At 68.9% G+C, this 21,558-nt stretch carries 18 protein-coding genes and 1 pseudogene; 8 read left to right on the top strand and 11 right to left on the bottom strand.

What is annotated here, in order from left to right:
• Positions 1 to 600 carry a TetR/AcrR family transcriptional regulator gene (locus KXR53_RS24900; protein WP_437377994.1) on the top strand — a complete coding sequence of 200 codons (600 nt, stop codon included), beginning with the start codon at positions 1 to 3 and terminating at the stop codon, positions 598 to 600.
• Positions 597 to 1,682 carry a hypothetical protein gene (locus KXR53_RS24895; RefSeq protein ID WP_437377993.1) on the top strand — a complete coding sequence of 362 codons (1,086 nt, stop codon included), beginning with the start codon at positions 597 to 599 and terminating at the stop codon, positions 1,680 to 1,682. The genes KXR53_RS24900 and KXR53_RS24895 overlap by 4 nt, the downstream gene beginning before the upstream one ends.
• A gap of 157 nt (positions 1,683 to 1,839) precedes the next feature.
• On the opposite strand, the gene KXR53_RS24890 is transcribed toward KXR53_RS24895, so the two are convergent.
• The 7 genes from KXR53_RS24890 to KXR53_RS24860 all read right to left on the bottom strand — a co-directional run bounded on the left by KXR53_RS24890 (position 1,840) and on the right by KXR53_RS24860 (position 7,497).
• Positions 1,840 to 2,394, bottom strand: coding sequence for a thioredoxin family protein (locus KXR53_RS24890; protein WP_437377992.1), 555 nt, complete (start codon positions 2,392 to 2,394; stop codon positions 1,840 to 1,842).
• A gap of 53 nt (positions 2,395 to 2,447) precedes the next feature.
• Positions 2,448 to 3,509 (bottom strand): alpha/beta fold hydrolase, encoded by a 1,062-nt coding sequence (locus KXR53_RS24885; RefSeq protein WP_437377991.1) that lies wholly within the window; start codon positions 3,507 to 3,509, stop codon positions 2,448 to 2,450.
• Between the two features lie 85 nt (positions 3,510 to 3,594).
• Positions 3,595 to 4,170, bottom strand: a complete 576-nt coding sequence (locus KXR53_RS24880; protein WP_437377990.1) for a GNAT family N-acetyltransferase — start codon at positions 4,168 to 4,170, stop codon at positions 3,595 to 3,597.
• Complete coding sequence (locus KXR53_RS24875; protein WP_437377989.1) at positions 4,158 to 4,436, bottom strand: acyl carrier protein; 279 nt, start codon at positions 4,434 to 4,436, stop codon at positions 4,158 to 4,160. Before KXR53_RS24875 ends, KXR53_RS24880 begins: the two co-directional genes overlap by 13 nt.
• Positions 4,433 to 5,809 carry an FAD-containing oxidoreductase gene (locus KXR53_RS24870; RefSeq protein ID WP_437377988.1) on the bottom strand — a complete coding sequence of 459 codons (1,377 nt, stop codon included), beginning with the start codon at positions 5,807 to 5,809 and terminating at the stop codon, positions 4,433 to 4,435. Before KXR53_RS24870 ends, KXR53_RS24875 begins: the two co-directional genes overlap by 4 nt.
• A 430-nt stretch (positions 5,810 to 6,239) precedes the next feature.
• The gene (gene meaB / locus KXR53_RS24865) at positions 6,240 to 7,238 is read right to left on the bottom strand and encodes a methylmalonyl Co-A mutase-associated GTPase MeaB (protein WP_437377987.1); all 999 of its coding nucleotides are present in this window, start codon (positions 7,236 to 7,238) and stop codon (positions 6,240 to 6,242) included.
• Between the two features lie 73 nt (positions 7,239 to 7,311).
• On the bottom strand, positions 7,312 to 7,497 hold the full coding sequence (locus KXR53_RS24860; protein ID WP_437377986.1) for a hypothetical protein: 186 nt from the start codon (positions 7,495 to 7,497) through the stop codon (positions 7,312 to 7,314).
• Between the two features lie 143 nt (positions 7,498 to 7,640).
• Between KXR53_RS24860 and KXR53_RS24855 the strand changes: the two genes are divergently transcribed.
• On the top strand, positions 7,641 to 8,114 hold the full coding sequence (locus KXR53_RS24855) for a DUF2267 domain-containing protein (protein WP_437377985.1): 474 nt from the start codon (positions 7,641 to 7,643) through the stop codon (positions 8,112 to 8,114).
• 138 nt (positions 8,115 to 8,252) lie between these two features.
• Here KXR53_RS24855 and KXR53_RS24850 read toward each other — a convergent pair whose 3' ends face one another.
• Complete coding sequence (locus KXR53_RS24850; RefSeq protein WP_437377984.1) at positions 8,253 to 10,115, bottom strand: ABCB family ABC transporter ATP-binding protein/permease; 1,863 nt, start codon at positions 10,113 to 10,115, stop codon at positions 8,253 to 8,255.
• 198 nt (positions 10,116 to 10,313) lie between these two features.
• On the opposite strand from KXR53_RS24850, the gene KXR53_RS24845 reads away from it, so the two are divergent.
• The 3 genes and pseudogenes from KXR53_RS24845 to KXR53_RS24835 all read left to right on the top strand — a co-directional run bounded on the left by KXR53_RS24845 (position 10,314) and on the right by KXR53_RS24835 (position 12,872).
• Entirely contained in the window at positions 10,314 to 12,005 is a 1,692-nt protein-coding gene (locus KXR53_RS24845) for a L,D-transpeptidase family protein (RefSeq protein ID WP_437377983.1), read from the top strand.
• Between the two features lie 330 nt (positions 12,006 to 12,335).
• Positions 12,336 to 12,392, top strand: a pseudogene (locus tag KXR53_RS24840) (twin-arginine translocation signal domain-containing protein); the annotation flags it as partial.
• A 24-nt stretch (positions 12,393 to 12,416) separates the two neighbouring features.
• On the top strand, positions 12,417 to 12,872 hold the full coding sequence (locus tag KXR53_RS24835) for a DUF882 domain-containing protein (protein ID WP_437378040.1): 456 nt from the start codon (positions 12,417 to 12,419) through the stop codon (positions 12,870 to 12,872).
• Between the two features lie 59 nt (positions 12,873 to 12,931).
• On the opposite strand, the gene KXR53_RS24830 is transcribed toward KXR53_RS24835, so the two are convergent.
• From KXR53_RS24830 to KXR53_RS24820, 3 genes are all read right to left on the bottom strand, one after another.
• Positions 12,932 to 13,648: a metallophosphoesterase family protein gene (locus tag KXR53_RS24830; protein ID WP_437377982.1), complete on the bottom strand. Its 717-nt coding sequence runs from the start codon at positions 13,646 to 13,648 to the stop codon at positions 12,932 to 12,934.
• Positions 13,649 to 13,673: 25 nt separating this feature from the next.
• Positions 13,674 to 14,177 (bottom strand): hypothetical protein, encoded by a 504-nt coding sequence (locus KXR53_RS24825; RefSeq protein ID WP_437377981.1) that lies wholly within the window; start codon positions 14,175 to 14,177, stop codon positions 13,674 to 13,676.
• 341 nt (positions 14,178 to 14,518) lie between these two features.
• Complete coding sequence (locus KXR53_RS24820; protein ID WP_437377980.1) at positions 14,519 to 15,145, bottom strand: DapH/DapD/GlmU-related protein; 627 nt, start codon at positions 15,143 to 15,145, stop codon at positions 14,519 to 14,521.
• A gap of 217 nt (positions 15,146 to 15,362) precedes the next feature.
• Here KXR53_RS24820 and putA point away from each other — a divergent pair, with 217 nt between their 5' ends.
• The gene (gene putA, locus KXR53_RS24815; RefSeq protein WP_437377979.1) at positions 15,363 to 19,280 is read left to right on the top strand and encodes a trifunctional transcriptional regulator/proline dehydrogenase/L-glutamate gamma-semialdehyde dehydrogenase; all 3,918 of its coding nucleotides are present in this window, start codon (positions 15,363 to 15,365) and stop codon (positions 19,278 to 19,280) included.
• A gap of 323 nt (positions 19,281 to 19,603) precedes the next feature.
• The gene (locus KXR53_RS24810) at positions 19,604 to 21,556 is read left to right on the top strand and encodes a BTAD domain-containing putative transcriptional regulator (RefSeq protein ID WP_437377978.1); all 1,953 of its coding nucleotides are present in this window, start codon (positions 19,604 to 19,606) and stop codon (positions 21,554 to 21,556) included.
• The last annotated feature ends 2 nt before the right edge of the window (positions 21,557 to 21,558 follow it).

The following is a 21,558-nucleotide window of genomic DNA, read 5'->3' as shown; positions in this document are numbered from 1 at the left end:
ATGCGCACGCTCGACCCGGTGAAGCACGAGGCCAAGCGCCGCCGGATCCTGGAGGCGGCGGCCGAATGCTTCGCCACCAGGGGCTTCCACGACACCCGCACCGCCGACATCTGTGCCGCGGCCGGCATCAGCTCGGGCAACCTGTTCCACTATTTCCCGAGCAAGCAGGCGATCTTCACGGCGATCTTCGAGCAGGACGGCCGGGACAACGCCGACCGGCTGCAGTCGGCTCTGGCGGCCGAGGACCCGCTGGCCGCGCTGCTTGAGGTCGTCGAGGCCCAGGCGGCGCAGGCGGATTATCCGCATCTCGGCGGGCTGATGCTGGAGATCGTGGCCAATGCCAGGCGCGACGTGGCCTTCGCCGAGTTGATGGAGCGCAACGACCGCGCGCTGCGCGACGGGCTGCGGCAGCTGCTCGGCCGCGCCGCGGAGCGGGGGCAGATCGATCCGGAGTTGCCGCCCGACGCGGCGGCGGACTGGATCATGGTGCTGCTCGACGGCGGCTTTGTCCGCGCCGCCGCCGATTCCGGCTTCCGCCCGGTCGGCCCGATGCTGCGGCGGATCATCCTGCGCTTCCTCGGGGCGGAGGGTGGCCGATGATGCCGGGGTACACCCGGCGCGGGGTGATCCGCGGTGCGGCGGCGCTTGGCGGCGGCCTGCTGGCTTCGACGGCCGGCGCGGCCGGGCAGGACCTGGCGTTCAACGGCGTCTGCTACGACACCGGCACGGCCTATGTGCCGGGATCGCTGTCGCGCGCGGCCTGGCACCCGGCGGCGGTGCGGCGGGACCTCCGCATCATTCGCGAGGCGCTGCACTGCAACGCGGTCTCGCTGTTCGGCACCGATCACGGGCGCCTGGCGGAGGCCGCGGAGGCGGCCGCGGCGGCCGGGCTGCAGGTCTGGCTGCAGCCGCGGCTGGTCGAGGCCGGGCAGGACGCGGCACTGGACCACCTGGCCGAAACGGCGCGGATCGCCGAGGCCCTGCGGGCGCGCGGCGCCGCGGTGACGCTCAGCCTCGGCTGCGAGCTGACCCTGTTCACCGCCGGCTTCCTGCCCGGCGCGACCTTCTTCGACCGGATGGCGGCCTTCGGCATCCTGTCGGCGGAGGGCTTTGCGACGCTGAGCGTAGCCCTCAACGACCATCTCGCCCGAGCCCGCGCCGCCGTCCGGTCCCGCTTCCGCGGGCCGGTCACCTATGCGGCCGGTCCTTGGGAGGACGTCGACTGGCGGGATTTCGACCTGATCGGGCTGGACCACTACCGGGACGCGTCGAACCGCGCGACCTATGTCGAGGAGCTCCGCGCCTTCCGGCGCTGGGGCAAGCCGGTCGTGGTCGCGGAGTTCGGCTGCTGCGCCTATGAGGGCGCCGAGGATGCGGGCGGCGACGGCTGGAGCATCGTCGATTGGACGAAGCCGGTGCCGGAGCTGAAAGGCGCTCCGGTCCGCAGCGAGCGGGTCCAAGCGGAGACGATCGGCGAGCTGATCGGGCTCTACCGGGCCGAAGGCATCGCCGGCGCCTTCGTCTACCAGTTCATCGACACCGGCATGCCCCATTCGCCGGACCCGCGCCGGGACTTCGACATGGCCGGCTACGGCATCGTCCGGGTGGATCAGGCGGATTCCGGCGACTGGACCCCGAAGCAGGCCTTCCGGACGGTCGCCGACCTCTACGGCAGGGGCTGAGGCTCATACCGGCGAGTTCGCGATCAGCCTTTTCCCTCTCCTCCGAAAGAATCGTCATTGCGAGGAGGCGAAGCCGACGAAGCAATCAAGGGGCGGTGCGAGTGGCCCTGGATTGCTTCGCTGCGCTCGCAATGACGATTTTTGGGGCTCGCCGGTCTCAGGCCGCTTTCCACTTGATCGAGCACCCCATTGACGGCACTTGGTCGGCGGGCGCCTGGCCGGTCTCGGCGACCTGGAGCATCGCCTCGACCAGCTCACGCCGTGCACGTGGCGGGGGCGGGGTCGTCCGGCCCTCGTCCAGCCGGCCGCGATACTTCAGCCGGCGGTGCGAATCGTAGCCGAAGAAATCCGGGGTGCAGACCGCGCCATAGGCCCGCGCCACCGACTGGTCCTCGTCGTGCAGATAGGGGAAAGGCAGGTCATGGGCCTCATCGAAGGCCTTCATCTTCTCGAAGCTGTCTTCCGGATAGGCGACGGCGTCGTTCGAGCAGATCGCGGCGAAGCCGATGCCCTCGGCCATCAGCGTCATGGCGTCGTCGGTCAGCCGATCGATCACCGCCTTCACATAGGGGCAGTGGTTGCAGATGAAGACGATCACCGTGCCGCGCGGCCCGGTGACATCGTCCAGGGAATAGGTCCGGCCATCGGTGGCGGGCAGGCGGAAATCCGGGGCCGGCAGGTCGAGCTCGAGGGGCGGGGGCGTGGTGGCCATGGCGCGCGTCCTTCGCTGCGGGGTCCGGCCCCAGTCTACCCGCAACCCGGCCTTCAGCGCCAAGCGCAGATCCCCAGTGTCGCACCCTTCGCCAGCAACGCCTGCGCTTCGGCTTCCGGGACCGCCTGCGACTTTCCGTCGGCGCACAGTATGGTCAGCTCGGCGTGGCCGGCGACATCCAGCAGCAGCTGGTCCCAGTGTCGGTACTGAACGTCATGGCCTTCGTCTTCATAGATTCGGGCCTTGCGCAGGTTCTTGAAATGCGACTGCCAGTACTGCGCCTGATCCATGCCGACCGATTTATCCGCGGTGCCGTGATAGACATAGACCGGCGTGTCGATCTTCGAGATGTCGGCCTTCGGCTCGGTGCAGTAGCGGCGGTATTCGGCGACTTGGCCGCGCAGGTCGCCCATCTGACCGCGGATGAAGTAGGTGCGTGCGCCCTCCTCATAGGCCCGGTCGGCGAAGCCCGGGATCTTGCGGGTCGGGCTGGTCTCGGGATAGGCCCACCATTCTTCCGGGTTCTGCGCCACCTTCATCATCTCGGTCAGCTCGGCCTCCGACATGGTGCAGGCCTTCCGCTCCGGCCCGAAGCCCGAGGTGGCGGCCAGGAAGTGCAGGGAGATCAGCCGCTCCGGCATCTCTGCCGCGATCTCGGCCAGGTAGGGCCCGCCGCCGGAAATGGCCAGTGCGGCCGTGCGCTCGATCCCGAGATGGTCCAGCACGGCGCGGACCTCGGCCGCATAGTCCTTGGTGGTCCAGCCCGGCTTGAACTCGGTGTCGCCGAAGCCGTTCCGCTCGACGCTGATGAAACGGAGCTGCAGCTTGGTGCGCAGGCTGCGCAGATACTCGGTCATGCCGAAGGCACGGACGCTGGTGCCGGTGCCGCTGACATAGAGCACCGGTCGCCAGCCGGGCTCGCCCTCGTCGATGTAGTGAACCTCGCGGCCGTCCGGCAGCCTCAGCGCCTGCACCGCCGGGCCCATCGGGTCGAAGCCGGTCTGGATGTCGGAAAGGGCCGAGGCCGGCACCGTCGGCGGCGGGTCGGCGGCCGGGGCCTGGCCGGCGGACAGCGCGAGGACGGTGGCAGCCAGCACGGGCCGGAACGATCGCATCGCGCTCTCCCTGTCGGTTTGCTTCACTCTAGGGTCAGAGAGACCGAGGATTTGACCGCATCCGCCATCGGCATGACGGAAGCCGCTAGCTCGATGACAGCCGCAGCCGCATGACATGCCGCCGGCTGCCGGCTCGGCCGATCTCGGTGAAGCCGGCCCGGGCGAAGGCCTGGACGAAGCCCATGAAGCGGTAGCTCGGCGAATCCGGATCGACAGGATAGGCCTCCACCACGGTGGCGCCTTGCGCCCGCGCATGCTCGACCGCCGCCGCGATCAGCTGGTCGGCCAGCCCCAGGCCGCGCAGCGGGCGGAGGACGAACATGCAGGCGAGGGACCAGACCCGTTCCTCGTCCTGCGGCCCGCCGAGCGGGCGATAGGTCTCGCGCGGGGCGATCGAGCACCAGGCCACCGGCTCGCCCTCGTGATAGCCGACGATGCCGACCGGCACCCCGTCCCGCACCCTGGCGTGTAGCGCCGCCTTGCGGCCGGCGCTGTCGAGCCGCACCTCCTGCGGCGTCGCCCGCCAGGCCATGCACCAGCAGTACTTCGGCGCGCCGCGGCTTTCGAACAGTCGCTCGAAATCGCGCCAATTGGCCGCGTCGACCGGGCGGAAGGTGAGGGCAGGCGCGGTCTGGCGGGCGGCGCCGGTCACAAGTGCCATCCGTGCCGCGGGTCGGCCGTGGCCGGGTCGTAATGCTGGTCGATCAGGTCGATCAGGGACCGGACGGTGAAGACCGAGGCAAGGTCGTCGCGCGGGATCTCCGCGCCCAAAGTCTGCTCGATATCCCAGGCCAGGCGCGTGACGTCCGCAGGGCCGATCCCGAGATCCTCCAGCAGCCGGTCGTCCGGCGCGATGGCGCGACCCACCGGGGCCGCGGCCGCCAGCACCCGCAGCACCTCGGCCTCGACCCGGTCGCGGCCGCTCACGACGCCGGCTCCAGCGACCCCAACGTGGTCGGCAGCAGCTCGGACACGGTCGGGTGGATCGCCATCGAACGCTGCAGCACGTCGTAGGGCGCCTTCGCGTACATCAGGTCGAGCAGCCCGTGCACCACCTCGTCGCCGCCGGTGCCGAGGATGGCGGTGCCCAGGATCTGGCGCGTACCGGCATCGGCCACGACCTTCATGAAGCCCTCCGTCTCGCCCTTCTCGACCGCACGGCCGACCCGGGTCATCGGCCGCTTGGCGATCAGGATGCGGCGGCCGGAGCGGCGCGCCTCCGCCTCGGTCATGCCGGCGCGGCCGAGCGGCGGGTCAGTGTAGAGGGCGTAGGCCGGGATCCGGTCGGTCACCCGCCGTGTCTCGCCGTCCAGCAGATTGGCGGCGACGATCTCGAAGTCATTGTAGGAGGTGTGGGTGAAGGCGCCGCGGCCGTTGCAGTCGCCCAGCGCCCAGATGCCGGGGACGCTGGTCTGCAGCGTGTCGTCCACGGTGATGTAGCCGCGGTCGTCGGTGGCCACGCCCGCCGCCTCGAGCCCGAGGTCGCTTGTGTTCGGCCGGCGCCCGACCGCCAGCAGCAGATGTGAGCCCACGACGACCGGCGCGCCGGCGGTGCACTCGACCGTCACGGCGATGCCGTCGCCCTGCCGCGCCACGCTCAGGCACTTGGCGTTGGTGCGGATGGCGATGCCTTCCTTCTCCAGGAAGCCGGCGATGGCGGCGGAGACGTCCTCGTCCTCGCGCCCGACCAGCCGCGGTCCCTGCTCGATGATCGTCACCTGGGAGCCGAAGCGGCGGAACATCTGGCCGAACTCCAGCCCGACATAGGAGCCGCCGACGACCACCAGGTGCTCCGGCACCGTGTCCAGGTCCATCATCGTGCTGTTGGTCAGGAACGGCACCTCCGCGATCCCCGGCAGCGGCGGCACCGTGGCTCGGCCGCCGACATTCAGGAAGATCCGCTCGGCGGTCAGGGTCTCGTCGCCGACCTGCACGCTGCGCGGCCCGGTCAGCCGGGCCTGGCCCTGGATCACCGTGCAGTTCTCGAGGCCGCGCATCCAGCTCTCGACCCCGACCCGCGACTTGCCCGAGATAGCGTCCTTGCGCGCCTTGACCTGCCGCATGTTGACGCTGGGCGGGCCGGGCAGGACCACGCCGTATTCGGCGGCGCGCTGCGCCATCCGTGCGGCATAGGCGCTGGCGACCATGGCTTTGGTCGGGATGCATCCGGTGTTGACGCAGGTGCCGCCGAAACGCGCGCGCTCGATGATCGCGACGCGCTGCCCGGCCCGGCTCAGCCGCTCTGCCAATGCCGGCCCGGCTTGGCCGGTGCCGATGATGATGGCGTCATGGGTGGTCATCGCCGCCTCCCTTCAGGGAAGAGCAGGATAGCGTATCCGGGCGCCGGCGACCGGATCTCTCGATTCGCCGGCCTGCATTGAATTTTTATGACGATCCGCGGCGTTTCGCTATGATAGGCGCGCCCAAGAGCAAAGGAGGCATGCCATGGCCAAGGGTCAATTGCGCAAGCCCAAGGAAGCCAAGAAGCCGAAGAAGGACGCTGCGCTGAAAAAGGGCGCCGCGGCCTCGGCGGCGGCGAAGAAGACCTGATATCCGATGCCGGCCGGGCTGGGTTCAACCGGACCGGCCGGCGTGGGCTCTTCCGCTCATCGCGGCGGTTCGGCCGGCTACTGCGGGATGATCTCGACGAAGTTATTCTGCGGCTCGGCCACTCCATCCGCAGTTGGAATGAGCGGGGCGCCGATCCGGTGTCAATCAGCGGCGCCGGGCTCAGCCTCCCAGGAATTGTTCCAGCAGCCGACGCGCCGCCGCGGTCGGCAGCAGGCGGCCGGCGACCACGTCGGCCTCCAGTGCCGGCAACGCCGCAGCGACCGCGGGATGCACGCGCAGCGCGTCCAAGAGGCCGTCGCCCAGCTCGCGCCACAGCCAGGACCGGGCCTGCCCGGCGCGGCGCTCGGCCAGGGCCTCGCCCGTCTGCGTGCGAAACTTCCCGATCGTGTCCCAGACCGCGTCGATGCCGCGGTTCTCCAGCGCCGAGCATTGCAGCACCGGCGGGGTCCAGTCGCCGGTGCTGCGCAGCAGCGCCAGGGCGTGGCGGTATTCGGCGGCGGCATGGTTTGCTGCGCCCTTCAGCTCGCCGTCGGCCTTGGTCACCACCAGGATGTCGGCGACCTCGACGATGCCGCGCTTGATGCCCTGCAGCTCGTCCCCGGCGCCGGGCAGCAGCAGCAGCAGGAACACGTCGACCATCTGGGCGACGGCGGTTTCGGACTGGCCGACGCCGACGGTCTCGACGACCACCACGTCATAGCCGGCAGCCTCGCACAGCAGCATGGTCTCGCGCGTCCGTCGCGCCACCCCGCCCAGTGTGGCGCCGGCCGGGGAGGGGCGGATGAAGGCGGCGGGATCGCGGGTCAGCAGCTCCATCCGTGTCTTGTCGCCCAGGATCGACCCGCCGGAGCGCTGCGAGGACGGATCGACCGCCAGCACCGCGACGCGGTGGCCGCGGCTGGTCAGGTGCAGGCCGAAGGCCTCGATGAAGGTCGATTTGCCGACGCCGGGCGGGCCGGAGATGCCGATGCGGATGGCACCGCCGGCGGCAGGGGCCAGCGCCTGCAACAGCGCCTCGGCCCGATCGCGGTGGTCGGCACGGCGGGATTCGACCAGGGTGATGGCGCGGGCCAGGGCGCGGCGGTCGCCGCCCCGGATCTGCGCCGCCATCGCCTCGATCGTCTCCGCCGTCACCGCCCGCTCCCCATCCGTCCTCATGCGGGGAGGCTAGGCGATTTGGCCCGATCGCGTCCAATCCGCGTATCCGCGCGCCTGATTCGACGCTTGCGTCCTATTTCTGGCGCTTGCTGCGGCTCGGATCCTTTCCGGCGGCCTGGCTGCTCTTCTTGGGCTGCTCCGCCGCTCGTGTCTGGTCACCGCCGCGATTGCCGCCGTGCTTCCCGAGCGACGTCTTCGTCGGCGGGCGCGGCGCGCTGTCTCCTTTGTGTTCCCTAGCCATGATCTCGTTCGCGTTCATTTCCCGGTCCTGCCTTCTCAACGGCACCGGAAGGGCAGGCGTTCACGTTGATCAACCGGAACCGGGGTGCGCGGCCCGATGTTGCGTCGAAGAGGCTTCCGCCACCGTCAGCGGGAATGTTCCCACAGGTTCTGGAGGACACGATGAGCTCCGCCGGGCTGGAGGTTTTCGATAAGACGCTTCAGACGACACACATCTGGCTGGACGAGCTGATGCAGCATGAGGCGTTCGGGCCGGACAAACGGTTCGCTTGGCACGCCCTGGGCGCGGTGCTGCGCGCGATCCGGGACAGGCTGCCCATGGATCTCGCGGCCCATCTCGGGGCGCAGCTGCCGCTGCTGATCCGCGGCGCCTACTACGATCAGTTCCGGCCGGAAGAACTGCCGCATCGCGAACGGACGCTGGACGAATTTCTGAAGGAAATCAGTGACGAGCTGTCCATGACGCGCCCGGTGAACTATCGGGACGCGACGATCGCGGTCTTCCAGACGCTGTCGAAGCACGTCAATCGGGGCCAGATCGAGAAGGTGCGGCATGCCCTGCCCGAGGAGGTTCGCGCCATCTGGCACGATGAACCCGACGCGCCGGACGTCAGGCCTCGGGAGGCCGAGCAGTAGGTCGCGGCCGACCGAGCATTGAAGCGGCGAACACACTTTGGTCGGCTGGGCCGCCGATCTGTTCCGTGATCCGCGCGGCAGGGCCTCGGAGAGCGGCGAGGCAGGCGCATCATCCGGCCCTGCATCGCCGACGGGCCGTCACGGTGCCGCGGCCTCGACCGCCGCCGGGTCGCGGTTCGGCCGTTCCGGCGCCGGCAGCTCGCCGCGCTCGGCCGCCTCCTGCTGGCGGCGCCACATCTCGGCGTAGCGGCCGTTCTCGGCCAGCAGCTGGGCGTGGCTGCCGCGCTCGGCGATGCGGCCATCGGCCAGGACGATGATCTCGTCGGCGTCGATCACGGTCGACAGGCGGTGCGCGATCACCAGCGTGGTCTTGCCGCGGCTGACCTCGCGCAGATTGGCCTGGATCTCGCGCTCGGTGTTGGTGTCGAGCGCCGAGGTCGCCTCGTCGAACAGCAGGATCGCCGGGTCCTTCAGGATGGTGCGGGCGATCGCCACGCGCTGCTTCTCGCCGCCGGACAGCTTCAGCCCGCGCTCGCCGACCTTCGTCTCGTAGCCGTCGGGCAGGCGCAGCACGAAATCGTGGATCCGGGCCATCTGCGCCGCGGCCACCACCTCCTCGTCGCTCGCCCCCGGCCGGCCATAGGCGATGTTGTAGCGGATGGTGTCGTTGAACAGCACCGTGTCCTGCGGGACGATGCCGATGGCGGCGCGCAGGCTGGCCTGGGTGACGTCGCGGATGTCCTGGCCATCGATCCGCACCGATCCGGCGGTGACGTCGTAGAAGCGGAACAGCAGACGGCTGATGGTCGACTTGCCGGCTCCGGTTGGCCCGACGATGGCGACGGTGTGCCCGGCCGGCACGGTGAAGGTCACGCCCTTCAGGATCGGCCGGCGGGAATCGTAGCCGAACTCGACATCGGTGAAGCTGACCATGCCGCCCTGCACCGCCAGCGGCTGCGCCCCGGGCGCGTCCACCACCTCGGGCGGCACGCCGAGCAGCGAGAACATCTTCTCGATATCGACCAGCGCCTGCTTCACCTCGCGATAGACGAAGCCGAAGAAGTTCAGCGGCAGGTACAGCTGGATCAGATAGGTGTTGGCCAGCACGAAGTCGCCGACCGTCAGGCGGCCGTCGACGATGCCCGCCGCGGCCATCCACATCACCGCGGTCAGCCCGGCGGCGATGATCGCGGCCTGGCCGACATTCAGCAGCGACAGCGACACCCGGTTGCGCACCGCCGCCGACTCGAAGCGGATCAGTGAGGCCTCGTAGCGCCGCGCCTCGTGCGCTTCGTTGCCGAAATACTTGACCGTCTCGAAGTTCAAGAGGCTGTCGATCGCCTTGGTGTTGGCCTCCTGGTCGGTCTCGTTCATCTGGCGGCGGAACTTGATCCGCCACTCCGTCACCCACAGGGTGAAGGCGATGTAGAGGACGACCGTGACCAGCGTGACCAAGGCGAACCATAGGTCCAGCACCCACCACAGCACCGCGACCACGAACAGGATCTCGACTAGGGTCGGCAGGATGTTGAACAGCATGAAGCTGAGCAGCGTCTCGATCGCCGCGGTGCCGCGCTCGATCACCCGCGACAGGCCGCCGGTCTGGCGGTCGAGATGGAAGCGCAGCGACAGGCCATGCAGGTGCTGGAACACGGCGAGCCCGACCCGCCGAATCGCGCGCTGCGCCACCTTGGCGAAGATGGCGTCGCGCAACTCGCCGAAGGCGAGGCTCAGCACCCGCGCCGCGCCATAGGCCAGGATCGCGCCGACCGGCAGCACCAGCGGCAACGCGCCCTTCACGGTCAGGGCGTCGACCGCGTCCTTGTAGAAGATCGGGGTGTAGACGCTGGCGACCTTGGCCGCGACCAGCAGCAGAACCGCCACCACCACCCGGGCCCGCATCTCCCACTGGCCGACCGGCCATAGATAGGGGGCGAGAGAGCGCAGCGGATGACGGCCCTTGGCGGCGTCGATGACGGAAGGGGACGTTTCGGCGTTCATGGTGCGTACCCTAAGCGGCCGTCGCCCGGGCGGAAAGGCGAAAGCGGCCGGAGCCGCATCTTGGATGGATATTGATAAAATTGATTTAATATGTTGCTGCGAGGCAACGATATGTGACTTTCACGATCGCATCACGCCAAAAGGACTCCTCTGGCCCGGTTGCCGCGCTACCTATTTTAGGATTGCTGGAGATCGACGATGCGACGTCTCGCTGTCCCGTTCCTGGCCCTGCTGCTCGGCTCGGCCGCCCTGCCGGACCCGGCGCATGCCGGGCTGACTCCGGCGGCCACGGCGTCGCTCGACTCGACTTCCCTGTCCGACCCGCGGGCAGCGATCGAGGCTGCGATCGGCAAGGGCGACACCGTCACGCTCGGTGGTGTGGTCCTGAAGGCTAAGGACGTGCGCGAGCTCTATGCCGGCCGCGCCTGGTTCCCGCTGTGGATCGGCTTCGACGGGCAGCTCGACCCGCGGGTCGAGCCGACCCTGGCGCGCCTGGCCAAGGCGCGGGAGGAGGGGCTGGTCCCGTCCGACTACTATGTGGAACCGCTGCGGGATCTGATCCGCTCCGCCGATGCCGATGACGTCGTCGCCGCCGAGATCCTGCTCAGCGCCGCGGTGATGCGCTACGGCGTCGACGTGCATGCCGGCCGGCTGGCGCCGCGCGAGATCGACAAGACCTTCGATATCACGCCGAAGCCGGTCGATCGCGCCGCTTTGGCCACCGCCGTGTCGATGCTGCCCGACCCGGACGCGTTCCTGGCCGATCTGGCGCCGAAGCACAAACTCTACCAGCAGCTGAAGGGCGCGCTGCGCGGTTACGAGGCGCTGGCCGAGTCCGGCTGGCCGACCATTCCCCCAGGCGAGAGCCTGCGGCCAGGGCAGGAGAGCGACCGGGTGCCGGTGCTGCGGGCCCGCCTCGCCGCCACCGGTGAGTTCGTCGGCGACCCGGCCGACCAGAGCCGCCTCTACGATTCGCTGCTGGTGACGGCGGTCGAGCAGTTCCAGAGCAAGCACGGGCTGAAGCCGGACGGCATTCTCGGCCGCGGGACGCTCGCCATGCTGAACCGGCAGGGGCCGGAGCGGATGAACAAGATCATCGCCAGCATGGAGCGGCTGCGCTGGCTGCCGGACGATCTCGGCCCCGACTATCTGATGGTCAATATCCCGGCCTTCAGCATGGATGTCGTGGCCGACGGACAGCTGCTGCGCAGCATGAACGTCGTGGTGGGCGAGGCCGACAACCAGACCCCGCTGTTCAACAGCGCCCTGACCTATCTCGAGTTCAACCCGACCTGGACGGTGCCGCCCTCGATCGCCGCCAAGGAGTATCTGCCCCGGCTGCGCAACAACCCCGGCTATCTCGCCAGCCGCAACTACCGGCTGTTCTCCGGCTGGGGCAGCGGCTCGCGGGAGATGAGCGCCGACTATGTCGATTGGAACGGCATCGGGCGGGGCACGATGCGGTCGCTGCGCATCCGGCAGGAGCCGGGGCCGGGCAACGCCCTCGGCAAGGTCAAGTTCATGATGGCGAACAACTGGAGCGTCTATCTCCACGACACGCCGTCGAAGAGCTACTTCCAGCGCGCCAACCGGGCCCTGTCGCATGGCTGCGTGCGGCTGCAGGATCCGATCTGGCTGGCGGACTATCTGCTGGAGGGGGCGTCCTCCTGGACGCCGGAGCGGCGGGCACGGGTGATGGGCAGCTGGACCCCGACGACGCGAATCAACCTGCCGACTCCGATGCCGCTCTACATCGTCTACCAGACCGCGTGGATCGATCAGACCGGCGAGGTGGCCTTCCGCGACGATATCTACGGCATCGACGCCAAGGTCATCGCGGCGCTCCAGGCCCGTGAAAACCGGCGCGAACAGCTCGCATCTTCACGCTGAAATCCTCGTACAATTCGAGCGTTGCTCCGCCGGGCGGCCGAATTTCGGTCGCCCGGCTGCGTTTTGTCTTACGATTTTCGAGAGGCGACAGAAGAAATACTACTGATTTCAGAAGTTTTACTTTACTGATTTCTAAAAGTGCGACGGATATACAACAATGTTGCGCTTATGTCACAGATATCGTTTTGTAAATCTTTGAAGAAATGGTTGATTCCCGCTTCGTCCTGCATCACAAAGGTCCGCACCAAACGCCTGGCACCAGTATAGGCGTGTAAAGCGCCAGAAATGCCCGGCGGGTAGCGAGTGAAGGTTAGGAGCAGCGGGGGACCGATGCAAAGACGGCAATTCCTGAGAATGTCGGCCGGGGCTGTCGCAGCCGCGGCTATCGCGCCAGTCGCACCACTCTCAGCCTTGGCCGCCACCAATCGAAGAACGCTCCATCTTTACGACGCGCACAATCTGGTCGAGATCAAGGAAGAATACTGGGTCGACGGCTGGTACAACCCGGATATTCTGGCCAAGTTCAACTACTTCCTGCGCGACTGGCGGTCGGACGAGGTCCGCACGATGGACCCGAAGCTGCTCGACATCCTGTACTCGCTGCAGCGCAAGGGCGGGTCGGGCGAGCCGATCCATGTCGTCTGCGGCTACCGCTCCCGCGCCACCAACGCCATGCTGGCCCGCCGCAGCCGCGGTGTCGCGCGCAACTCCCTGCACATCCGGGGCCAGGCGGCGGACATCTTCATGCCGAATATGAGCCTCTCCTCTCTGCGCCGGAATGCGATCGATCTCCAGGCGGGCGGCGTCGGCTATTATCCGCGGTCGAATTTCGTCCACGTCGACACCGGCGACATCCGCACCTGGTAAGGGCGCATAGCGATCGGGCAAAGGGCCGCCGCAGGGCGGCCCTTTCCGTCTGCTGCGCCTCACAGCTCGATCAGCGCGTAAGGCCGGTCGCTCGGCTTCATGATCGCCCAGGCGACGTTGTAGACCGGCGCACCGCCCGGGGTCTGGCCCTGATAGACGCCACGATGGGCATGGCCGTGGACCACGGCGCTCACGGTGAAGCGGTCGATCGTCTCGGCCAGGCGCGATGAGCCGAGGAAGGGGTAGATCTCCAGAGGCTCGCCCTCGATCGTCTCGACGACCGGGGCGTAGTGCAGCACGACGATCGCGCGCTGCGTCTTCACCGTCCGCATCGCGTTCTCGAGCCGCATCGCCTCTCGGATCGCGACGGAGACGAACTCCTTGGTCTCCGGCTCGCCGAAGGACCCCAGCATGCGCCGGCCGAAGCCGCCGGCGAAACCTTTGACCCCGACGAAGCCGACGCCGTCCAGCTCGACGGCACTACCGTCGAGCAGGCGCAGGCCCCCCTGGGTCAGGATCGACCGCACCTCGTCGACTTGGCCGCTTTCGTAATCGTGGTTGCCCAGCACACCGACCACCGGGATAGGGCAGGCGCGCAGGTCCTCGGCCAGGCGCTCCGCCTGCCGCGCCGTGCCGGTGTCGGTGAGGTCGCCGCACAGAACCAGCGCGTCGGCCGCCTGGGCGATCTCCCCGAACATCTCGCGCAGGGGATCCGAATCCTCTTTGACATGGATGTCGCCGATCGCGGCGACGGTGAACTTCTCCTTCTCCGCCATGGTCGGTCCCGATGGTTGTGTCGTTTCACGCGTCGCGCCACTCGCCTTCGCCGCCGACATCGGCGAAGCCCCACTCCTCGACCGCCGCCGCAAAGTCGACCTGCGACAGCATGCGGCCGCGGCAGATCTTCATCTGCGGCGGCGGCAGGTCGAGCTGGTGGCGCAGCCGGTCCATCAGCTCGTCCATCAGCCAGCGCGGCACCCGGTTGCGTTCGCTCGGATAGGCCCAGCGGAAGGTCAGCAGATGGGCGAGCAGGATCTCCCAGTGCAGTTCCATGTAGCCGAGCAGCCGCCGCCAATCGATCTGGTCGTCCTGCTTCAATATGACATGGACCACGTCGGCGCCGTCGTGGCGGTGGCGCATCTGGATGAAGGCCTTGGACCAGATCAGCTCGGTCGGGGCGACGATCCGCACCTGGGTGCCGAACACCTCGATCTCCCGCGCATGCGCGAACCACTGGTCGTTCACCGGCATGGTGCCGTTCGACGAGGCGTGGATCACATCGAAGAAGTGCGGGCCCTTGCGCACCTTGCCCAGCCAACGCTCATCCTCGATCTCGACGGCGTAACCGAGGGTGCGGAAATGGCCGAGGATGCGCGGGCTGTCGCCGGCCTTGCAGAAGACGTCCAGGTCCTTGGTCGGCCGCGAGATGCCGGTATAGGCGCTGACCGCATAGGTCCCGGCCAGCAGGAAAGGCAGGCCGGTGGCGGCCAGCTCGCGCAGCGCCTCGGCATAAAACGCCTCCGCCTGCGGATCATGCGGCGTCGGCGCGGCAGCGGCGGTGATCGACGGAATCGCCCGGCCCTCTCGTTGCGACAGCAGTGTTGCAACAACCGGGTTGCGGGGTGGTCAGTTCCGTCATCGAAGGCTCATCCGCCGGCCTCGTGCCTGGCGCAGAACGCCTCCGCGTCGAGCGCCCTGAAATCCGCGAGAGCGGCGCGCAGCCGGTCGTGCGGCCAGTTCCACCAGGCCAGCGCCAGAAGGCGCGCCTCCACCGCCTCGGTCACCCGGCGGCGGATCGGCCAGGCCGGGCTGCCGGCGACGATGGTGTAAGGGGCCACGTCGCGCGTGACCACGGCGCCGGCCCCGATCGCGGCCCCGGTGCCGACCGTGACCCCGGGCAGCACGATGGCGCCGTGGCCGATCCAGACATCGTGGCCGATCACCACCCGGTGGTCGCGACGCCAGGCGAAGAAGTCGTCATCATCCGCTTCGGACAGGCCATAGGCGGCGGAGCGGTAAGTGAAATGGTGCTGCGTCGCCCGCCAGGTCGGATGGTTCGGCGCGTTCAGGCGGGTATAGGCGGCGATCGAGCAGAATCTGCCGATCTCGATGCACCAGGCCATCGCGCCGTCCATCAGGTAGCTGTAGTCGCCGAGCTCGACCTCATCGAGCACGGCATGGGCGCCGATCTCGGTATAGGCGCCGAGCCGGCTGGCGGAGACGCGGGCGGTCGGATGGATCAGGGGCTCCGGCCCCAGGGTTTTCGGGCTCATCAGACCCTCCACGGAAGCACCGTATGGAGGTCTAGACAAATTCGATGACGATTCTGCTGTCGCGCGGATGACGTCTGCTGTCGCTCGGATGACGATCGCCCACCCATGTCGTGCGACTTGACTGGATCGAGAGGTGCAACCTGTCTCCCGCTTCGGTTGCACCTCCTGCCGTCGCGGTGATACTACTCCATCCACAGTCTCGGGACGGGGCAGAGCCATGGGCAGCACGACGTTCGGCGTGAAGATCGATGACGAGTTGCGGGCGCGGCTGAGGGCGGCGGCGGAGAAGCAGGGCCGCACCCCGCACTGGCTGGTCAAGCAGGCCATGCTGGCGATGCTCGACCGGGTCGAGCGTGGCGAGACCTTCGGCGGGGTCGACGAGGCCGATGGCGTCGAGGTTGCCGACGGCGCGTCGGCGGCCGAGGAGGCCGGGCCGCAGCCCTTCCTGGAATTCGCGCAATCGGTGCAGCCGCAGACCGTGCTGCGCGCCAAGATCACCGCCGCCTATCGCCGGCCGGAGGAGGAGTGCCTGCCCTATATCCTGGCCGGCGCCGCCCTGCCGAAGCCGGTGACCGACGGTGCCCGCCTCATCGCCCGCCGGCTGGTCGAGGCGCTGCGCGCCAAGGGCGTCGGCCGCGGGGTCGAGGGGCTGATCCAGGAGTTCTCGCTGTCGAGCCATGAGGGCGTGGCCCTGATGTGCCTGGCCGAGGCGCTGCTGCGCATCCCCGACCGCGCCACCCGCGACGCGCTGATCCGCGACAAGATCGCCTCGGGCGACTGGCAGTCCCATGTCGGGCAGAGTCCGTCGCTGTTCGTCAACGCCGCCGCCTGGGGCCTGGTGGTGACCGGCAGGCTGGTGACCACCAGCAGCGAGGCCGGCCTGTCCGCCGCCCTGACCCGGCTGATCGGCAAGGGCGGCGAGCCCCTGATCCGTAAGGGTGTCGACATCGCCATGCGGATGATGGGCGAGCAGTTCGTCTCCGGCCAGACCATCTCCGAGGCCCTGGCCAACGGCCGGAAGATGGAGGCCAAGGGCTTCCGCTACTCCTACGACATGCTGGGCGAGGCGGCGACCACCGCGGCCGACGCCGACCGCTATTACCGCGACTACGAGCAGGCGATCCACGCCATCGGCAAGGCGGGGGAGCGGCGCGGCATCTATGAGGGGCCGGGCATCTCGGTCAAGCTGTCAGCGCTGCATCCGCGCTACTCCCGCGCCCAGGCCGAGCGGGTGAAGGGCGAACTGCTGCCGCGGCTGACCGCGCTGGCGGTGCTGGCCCGCAGCTACGACATCGGCCTCAACATCGACGCCGAGGAGGCCGACCGGCTCGAGCTGTCGCTCGACCTGCTGGAGGCGCTGTGCTTCGACCCGGCCCTGGCCGGCTGGAACGGCATCGGCTTCGTCGTCCAGGCCTATCAGAAGCGCTGCCCCTTCGTGATCGACTGGATCATCGACCTGGCCCGGCGCAGCGGCCACCGGCTGATGGTGCGGCTGGTCAAGGGCGCCTATTGGGACAGCGAGATCAAGCGCGCCCAGGTCGAGGGGCTGGAGGGCTTCCCGGTCTACACCCGCAAGATCTACACCGACGTCTCCTACCTGGCCTGCGCCCGCAAGCTGCTGGCGGCGCCGGACGCGGTGTTCCCGCAATTCGCCACCCACAACGCCCAGACGCTGGCCACCATCTACAAGATGGCCGGCGAGAACTACTATCGCGGCCAATACGAGTTCCAGTGCCTGCACGGCATGGGCGAGGGGCTGTATGAGGAGGTGGTCGGCCGCGACAAGCTGGACCGGCCGTGCCGGATCTACGCCCCGGTCGGCACCCATGAGACGCTGCTGGCCTATCTCGTGCGGCGCCTGCTGGAGAACGGCGCCAACACCTCCTTCGTCAACCGGATCGGCGATTCCGACGTCTCGGTCGACGAGTTGATCGCGGACCCGGTCGAGGCCGCGCGCAAGATCCAGCCGCTCGGCGCCCCGCATCCGAAGATCGCCCATCCGCGCGCTTTGTTCGGCGAGATCCGCGAGAACTCGGCCGGCCTCGACCTGACCAATGAGCAACGCCTGGCCTCGCTCTCCGCCGCCCTCCTGGCCGGGGCCGATGCCGTGGTCCGCGCCGTTCCGATGCTGGGCGACGGCGACCGCGATGGGCCCATGGAGTTGGGGCGGGCACGTGAGGTCCGCAACCCGGCGGACCGGCGCGACGTGGTGGGGCAGGTGGTCGAGGCCTCGCCGGATCAGGTCGACGAGGCCATGGCCCTGGCCGCGGCGGCGGCGCCGATCTGGCAGGCGACGCCGCCGGCCGACCGCGCCGCCTGCCTGTTGCGCGCCGCCGACCTGATGGAGGCGCGGATGCCGGCCCTGCTCGGCACCATCGTGCGCGAGGCCGGCAAGACCCTGTCGAACGCGATCGGCGAGGTGCGCGAGGCGGTCGACTTCCTGCGCTATTACGCGGCCCAAGTGCGGGACCAGTTCTCCAACGACACCCACCGGCCGCTCGGCCCCGTGGTCTGCATCAGCCCCTGGAACTTCCCGCTGGCGATCTTCACCGGCCAGGTCGCGGCGGCGCTGGCCGCCGGCAACGCCGTTCTGGCCAAGCCGGCGGAGGAGACGCCGCTGATCGCGGCCGCGGCGGTCCGCATCCTGCGCGAGGCGGGGGTGCCGGCCGGGGCGGTGCAACTGGTGCCCGGCGCCGGCGAGGTCGGGGCGCGGCTGGTGGCCGATTCCCGCACCCGCGGCGTGATGTTCACCGGCTCGACCGAGGTCGCCAAGATTATCCAGTCGGTGCTGGCCGACCGCCTCGACCCGGAGGGCCGGCCGATCCCGCTGATCGCAGAGACCGGCGGCCAGAACGCGCTGATCGTCGACAGCTCGGCGCTGCCGGAGCAGGTCGTGGGCGACGTGCTGACCTCGGCCTTCGACAGCGCCGGCCAGCGCTGCTCGGCGCTGCGCGTCCTGTGCCTGCAGGAGGAGGTTGCCGACCGGGTGCTGATCATGCTGAAGGGTGCGATGGCGGAGCTGTCGGTCGGCAATCCCGACCGGCTGTCCGCCGATGTCGGCCCGGTAATCACGGAGGAGGCGCGGGCGGGCATCACCAAACACATCGAGGCGATGCAGGCGAAGGGCCGGAAGATCCACGCCCTGCCGCCGCCGGAGGCGGCGCGGCACGGCACCTTCGTGCCGCCGACGCTGATCGAGATCGATGACATCGCCGAGCTGAAGCGCGAGGTGTTCGGGCCGGTGCTGCATGTGCTGTGCTACCGCCGCAGCCAGCTCGACCGCCTGATCGGCGCGGTCAACGCCTCCGGCTACGGCCTGACCTTCGGCGTGCACACCCGGATCGACGAGACCATCGCCCATGTCTCGCACCGCATCTCGGCCGGCAACGTCTATGTCAACCGCAACCTGATCGGCGCGGTGGTCGGGGTGCAGCCCTTCGGCGGCCACGGCCTGTCCGGCACCGGACCCAAGGCCGGCGGCCCGCTGTACCTGTATCGGCTCCTGTCGGTCCGGCCGGAAGCCGGGCCGGTGCCGGCCGATCCGGCCCGCGCCGCGGCGGGCGACAAGCGCTTCCAGGCGCTGCGGGAATGGGCCGCGGTCCTGCGCAAGAATGGCCGCGAGGCCGAGGCCGGGCGCGTCGCCGCCCATGAGGAGCGCAGCCCGCTCGGCGTCACCCTCGAGCTGCCCGGGCCGGTCGGCGAGAAGAACAGCTACATCCTGGAGCCGCGCGGCACGGTGCTGTGCCTGGCGCAGAGCGTGACGGGCGCGGCGCTGCAGATCGGCGCGGCGCTGGCGACCGGCAACCGGGCGGTGCTGGCGGCCCCGGCCGAGGTCGCCGATGCCTTGGTTGGTACCCTGCCGCAGACGCTGAAGCCGGTCCTGGCCCGCGTCGACGACTGGTCCTCGGCGGACGCCGATGCGGTTCTGTTCGAGGGCGATGGCGACGCGCTGCACGCGGTGAACCAGGCGATCGCGGCTCGGCCGGGCCCGCTGGTGCCGGTGCAGGGGGCAACCCGTGCCGATCTGGCCGAAGGCCGGGCCTTCTATGCGCTCGAATGGCTGCTGCGTGAGCGGTCGATCAGCAACAACACCGCTGCCGCCGGCGGCAATGCCAGTCTGATGACGATCGGGTAACCCCGACGACCGGAATACGTCTTCGCCGAGGAGGCTCTCCTCGGCGAAGCCCCGGACACGACGCAAGTCTCATCCGCAGTCCGGAAATAAGTCCAAATATGCGTCTGCATCGGCTTAATTTATCCACAATTTTATGATAGATATTTTCTCGAAAGTGTCGGGAACGGAAGAGTTCCGTCTGGTCATTAAGATGTAATTCGGAGCGTACGTCAAAATTCCTGGCGCCTGAAAATCGATGCCCTTGCCTGAGATCTTTTGAAAATGGCTTGGGCGGCTTCGCTGTCGGTGGGGTTGTTTTTCTCGGAATCAGCAGGGCGACGATCATGGAGGCGCCTGCGAGCGGATTTGCGCTGAGGCTGTTCGGGGATCCGCGATTGATCGGCCCCGACGGAAGCGACTGCACGCCGCGTCTGCGAAAGGCCTTCTGTCTCCTGGCTTTTGTCGCCCTGCAACCGAACGGCCAGGCGCGCCGTGAACGGCTTGTCGGTCTGCTCTGGGGCGATCGGGATCAGCTGCAGGCACAGACGTCGCTGCGCCATGCGCTGCTCGAGCTCCGGCGGACCTTCGGCAAGTCTGTCAGCGACGTGCTGGCCACCGATCGTCTCGGCGTCCGCCTCGATACGCGGGCCGTCGCCGTCGATGCCCTGGAGATCGACAGGCTCTTGGCGATCGGCACCACGGACGCGGTCCTGCGGGCGAGCGCCGGCTGGCTAGGCGAGTTCCTGGGCGATGTTGTTGCGCCTGATCCGGCCTTCGACGAATGGCTGGCGGCGGAGCGCGAATCGCGCCGGTCCGCCATCGTGCGCGCGCTGGAGAAGGCCATCGCCGAGGCGGAGACAGCGGGGCGGGAATCGGATCTCGAAGCCTTGGCCGAAGCGCTCCTGCGCATCGATCCGGCCCATGAGGGCGGTCACCGCGTGCTGATCGATCTGCATGCCCGCAAGGGCGCCATAGGGGCGGCGTTGCGGCAGTTCGAGCAGTGCCGCAAGGCCCTGGCCCGCCTGCTCGATGTCGAGCCCTCGGCCGAGCTTCGATCCCATGTCGACGCCCTTCGCCGCCGGCTGGAGGAGGGGACTCGCCAGGGTGCAGCACCGGTCCGGCGGACGATTCCGCACCGGACGCCCGTCGTGGCGGTCTTCGCCCAGCCTCCGATCGGGCCGCCCGAGCTGGTGCGGGATCTCTCGCTGCTCCTCGAAGACGAGCTCGTCATCGCGCTGTCCCGGTACCGAACCTTCTCCACCCGCCTGGTCGCGTCGCCCGAGCAGGCGTTCGAGGCCGGCCAGTATCTGCTGCGCACCGGCCTGCGGCACGACGGTCACATCTGCCGCTACGGCATGCGCCTGGGCGACACGGCGACGAATCTGCAGCATCTGGCCGAAGTATTCACCTTTCCGTCGGTCCTGGATCTGGCGTCGGTGCTGCCGCTTCTGAGCGGCTTCGTGCTCCGGATCGACCATGTCATCCGGACAGAACGCAGGCCTCGGCTCGGCGAGGCTGCCGACGCCTACGATCTATGGCTGGCCGGCGACCGGATGGCGGAGACCTTCAGCAGCGAGGCGTTCGACGCCGCCGTGCCGCTGCTGACGCGCGCGGCGGCGGCGGATCCCGGCTTCGCCCGGCCGCTCTCTGGCCTCGCCTCGATCGAGCTCTCGCGGCAGCAGCTGGTGCCCGGGATGAAAAGCAGCGCCGAGAGCCTCGCGCACGCGACCCAGCTCGCGCGGGACGCTCTCGCGATCGACCCTTGGGACAGCTATGGCCACATGATCGCCGCCTGGGCCTATCTGCGCCAGCGCATGCCGGAGCAGGCGCGCCGGCATTTCGAGCAGGGGCGCGCCCTCAATCCGGAGGATCCGATGACGCTGATCGCCTGTGCCGAGGGGCTCGCGCACCTCGGCTCGATCGACGAGGCGATCCGGTGCGGCGAGCGGGCCCTGGCGATCCATCCTGCTCCGCCGGCCTATTTCTACTGGTACCTGGCCGTGGCCTGCATGCATGCCGGGGCCCATGAGCGCGCTCTGGCGCTCGCTCCGCTCGGTCCGGAGACGGTCCCCGAGCTCGTCGCCTGGCGCGCCGTGGCTCTGGCGTCGACGGGCCGGGCCGCCGAAGCCAGGGCGGCCGGCGAGGAATTCTTCCTGCGCCTCGGGCGCAACTGGCACGGGGAAGGGCCGTTCACACGTGAACGCGCCCTGCAATGGCTCGGCGAAGTGGTGCTGATCCCCGACGAGGGCAGACGGCGGCAGTTCCTCGACGCCGTCGCCCAGATAACCTCACCCTGAAT

The sequence above is a fragment of the Inquilinus limosus genome (assembly GCF_051487185.1).
Classification (GTDB): domain Bacteria; phylum Pseudomonadota; class Alphaproteobacteria; order DSM-16000; family Inquilinaceae; genus Inquilinus; species Inquilinus limosus_F.
This window is presented reverse-complemented; position numbering and strand designations above follow the sequence as displayed.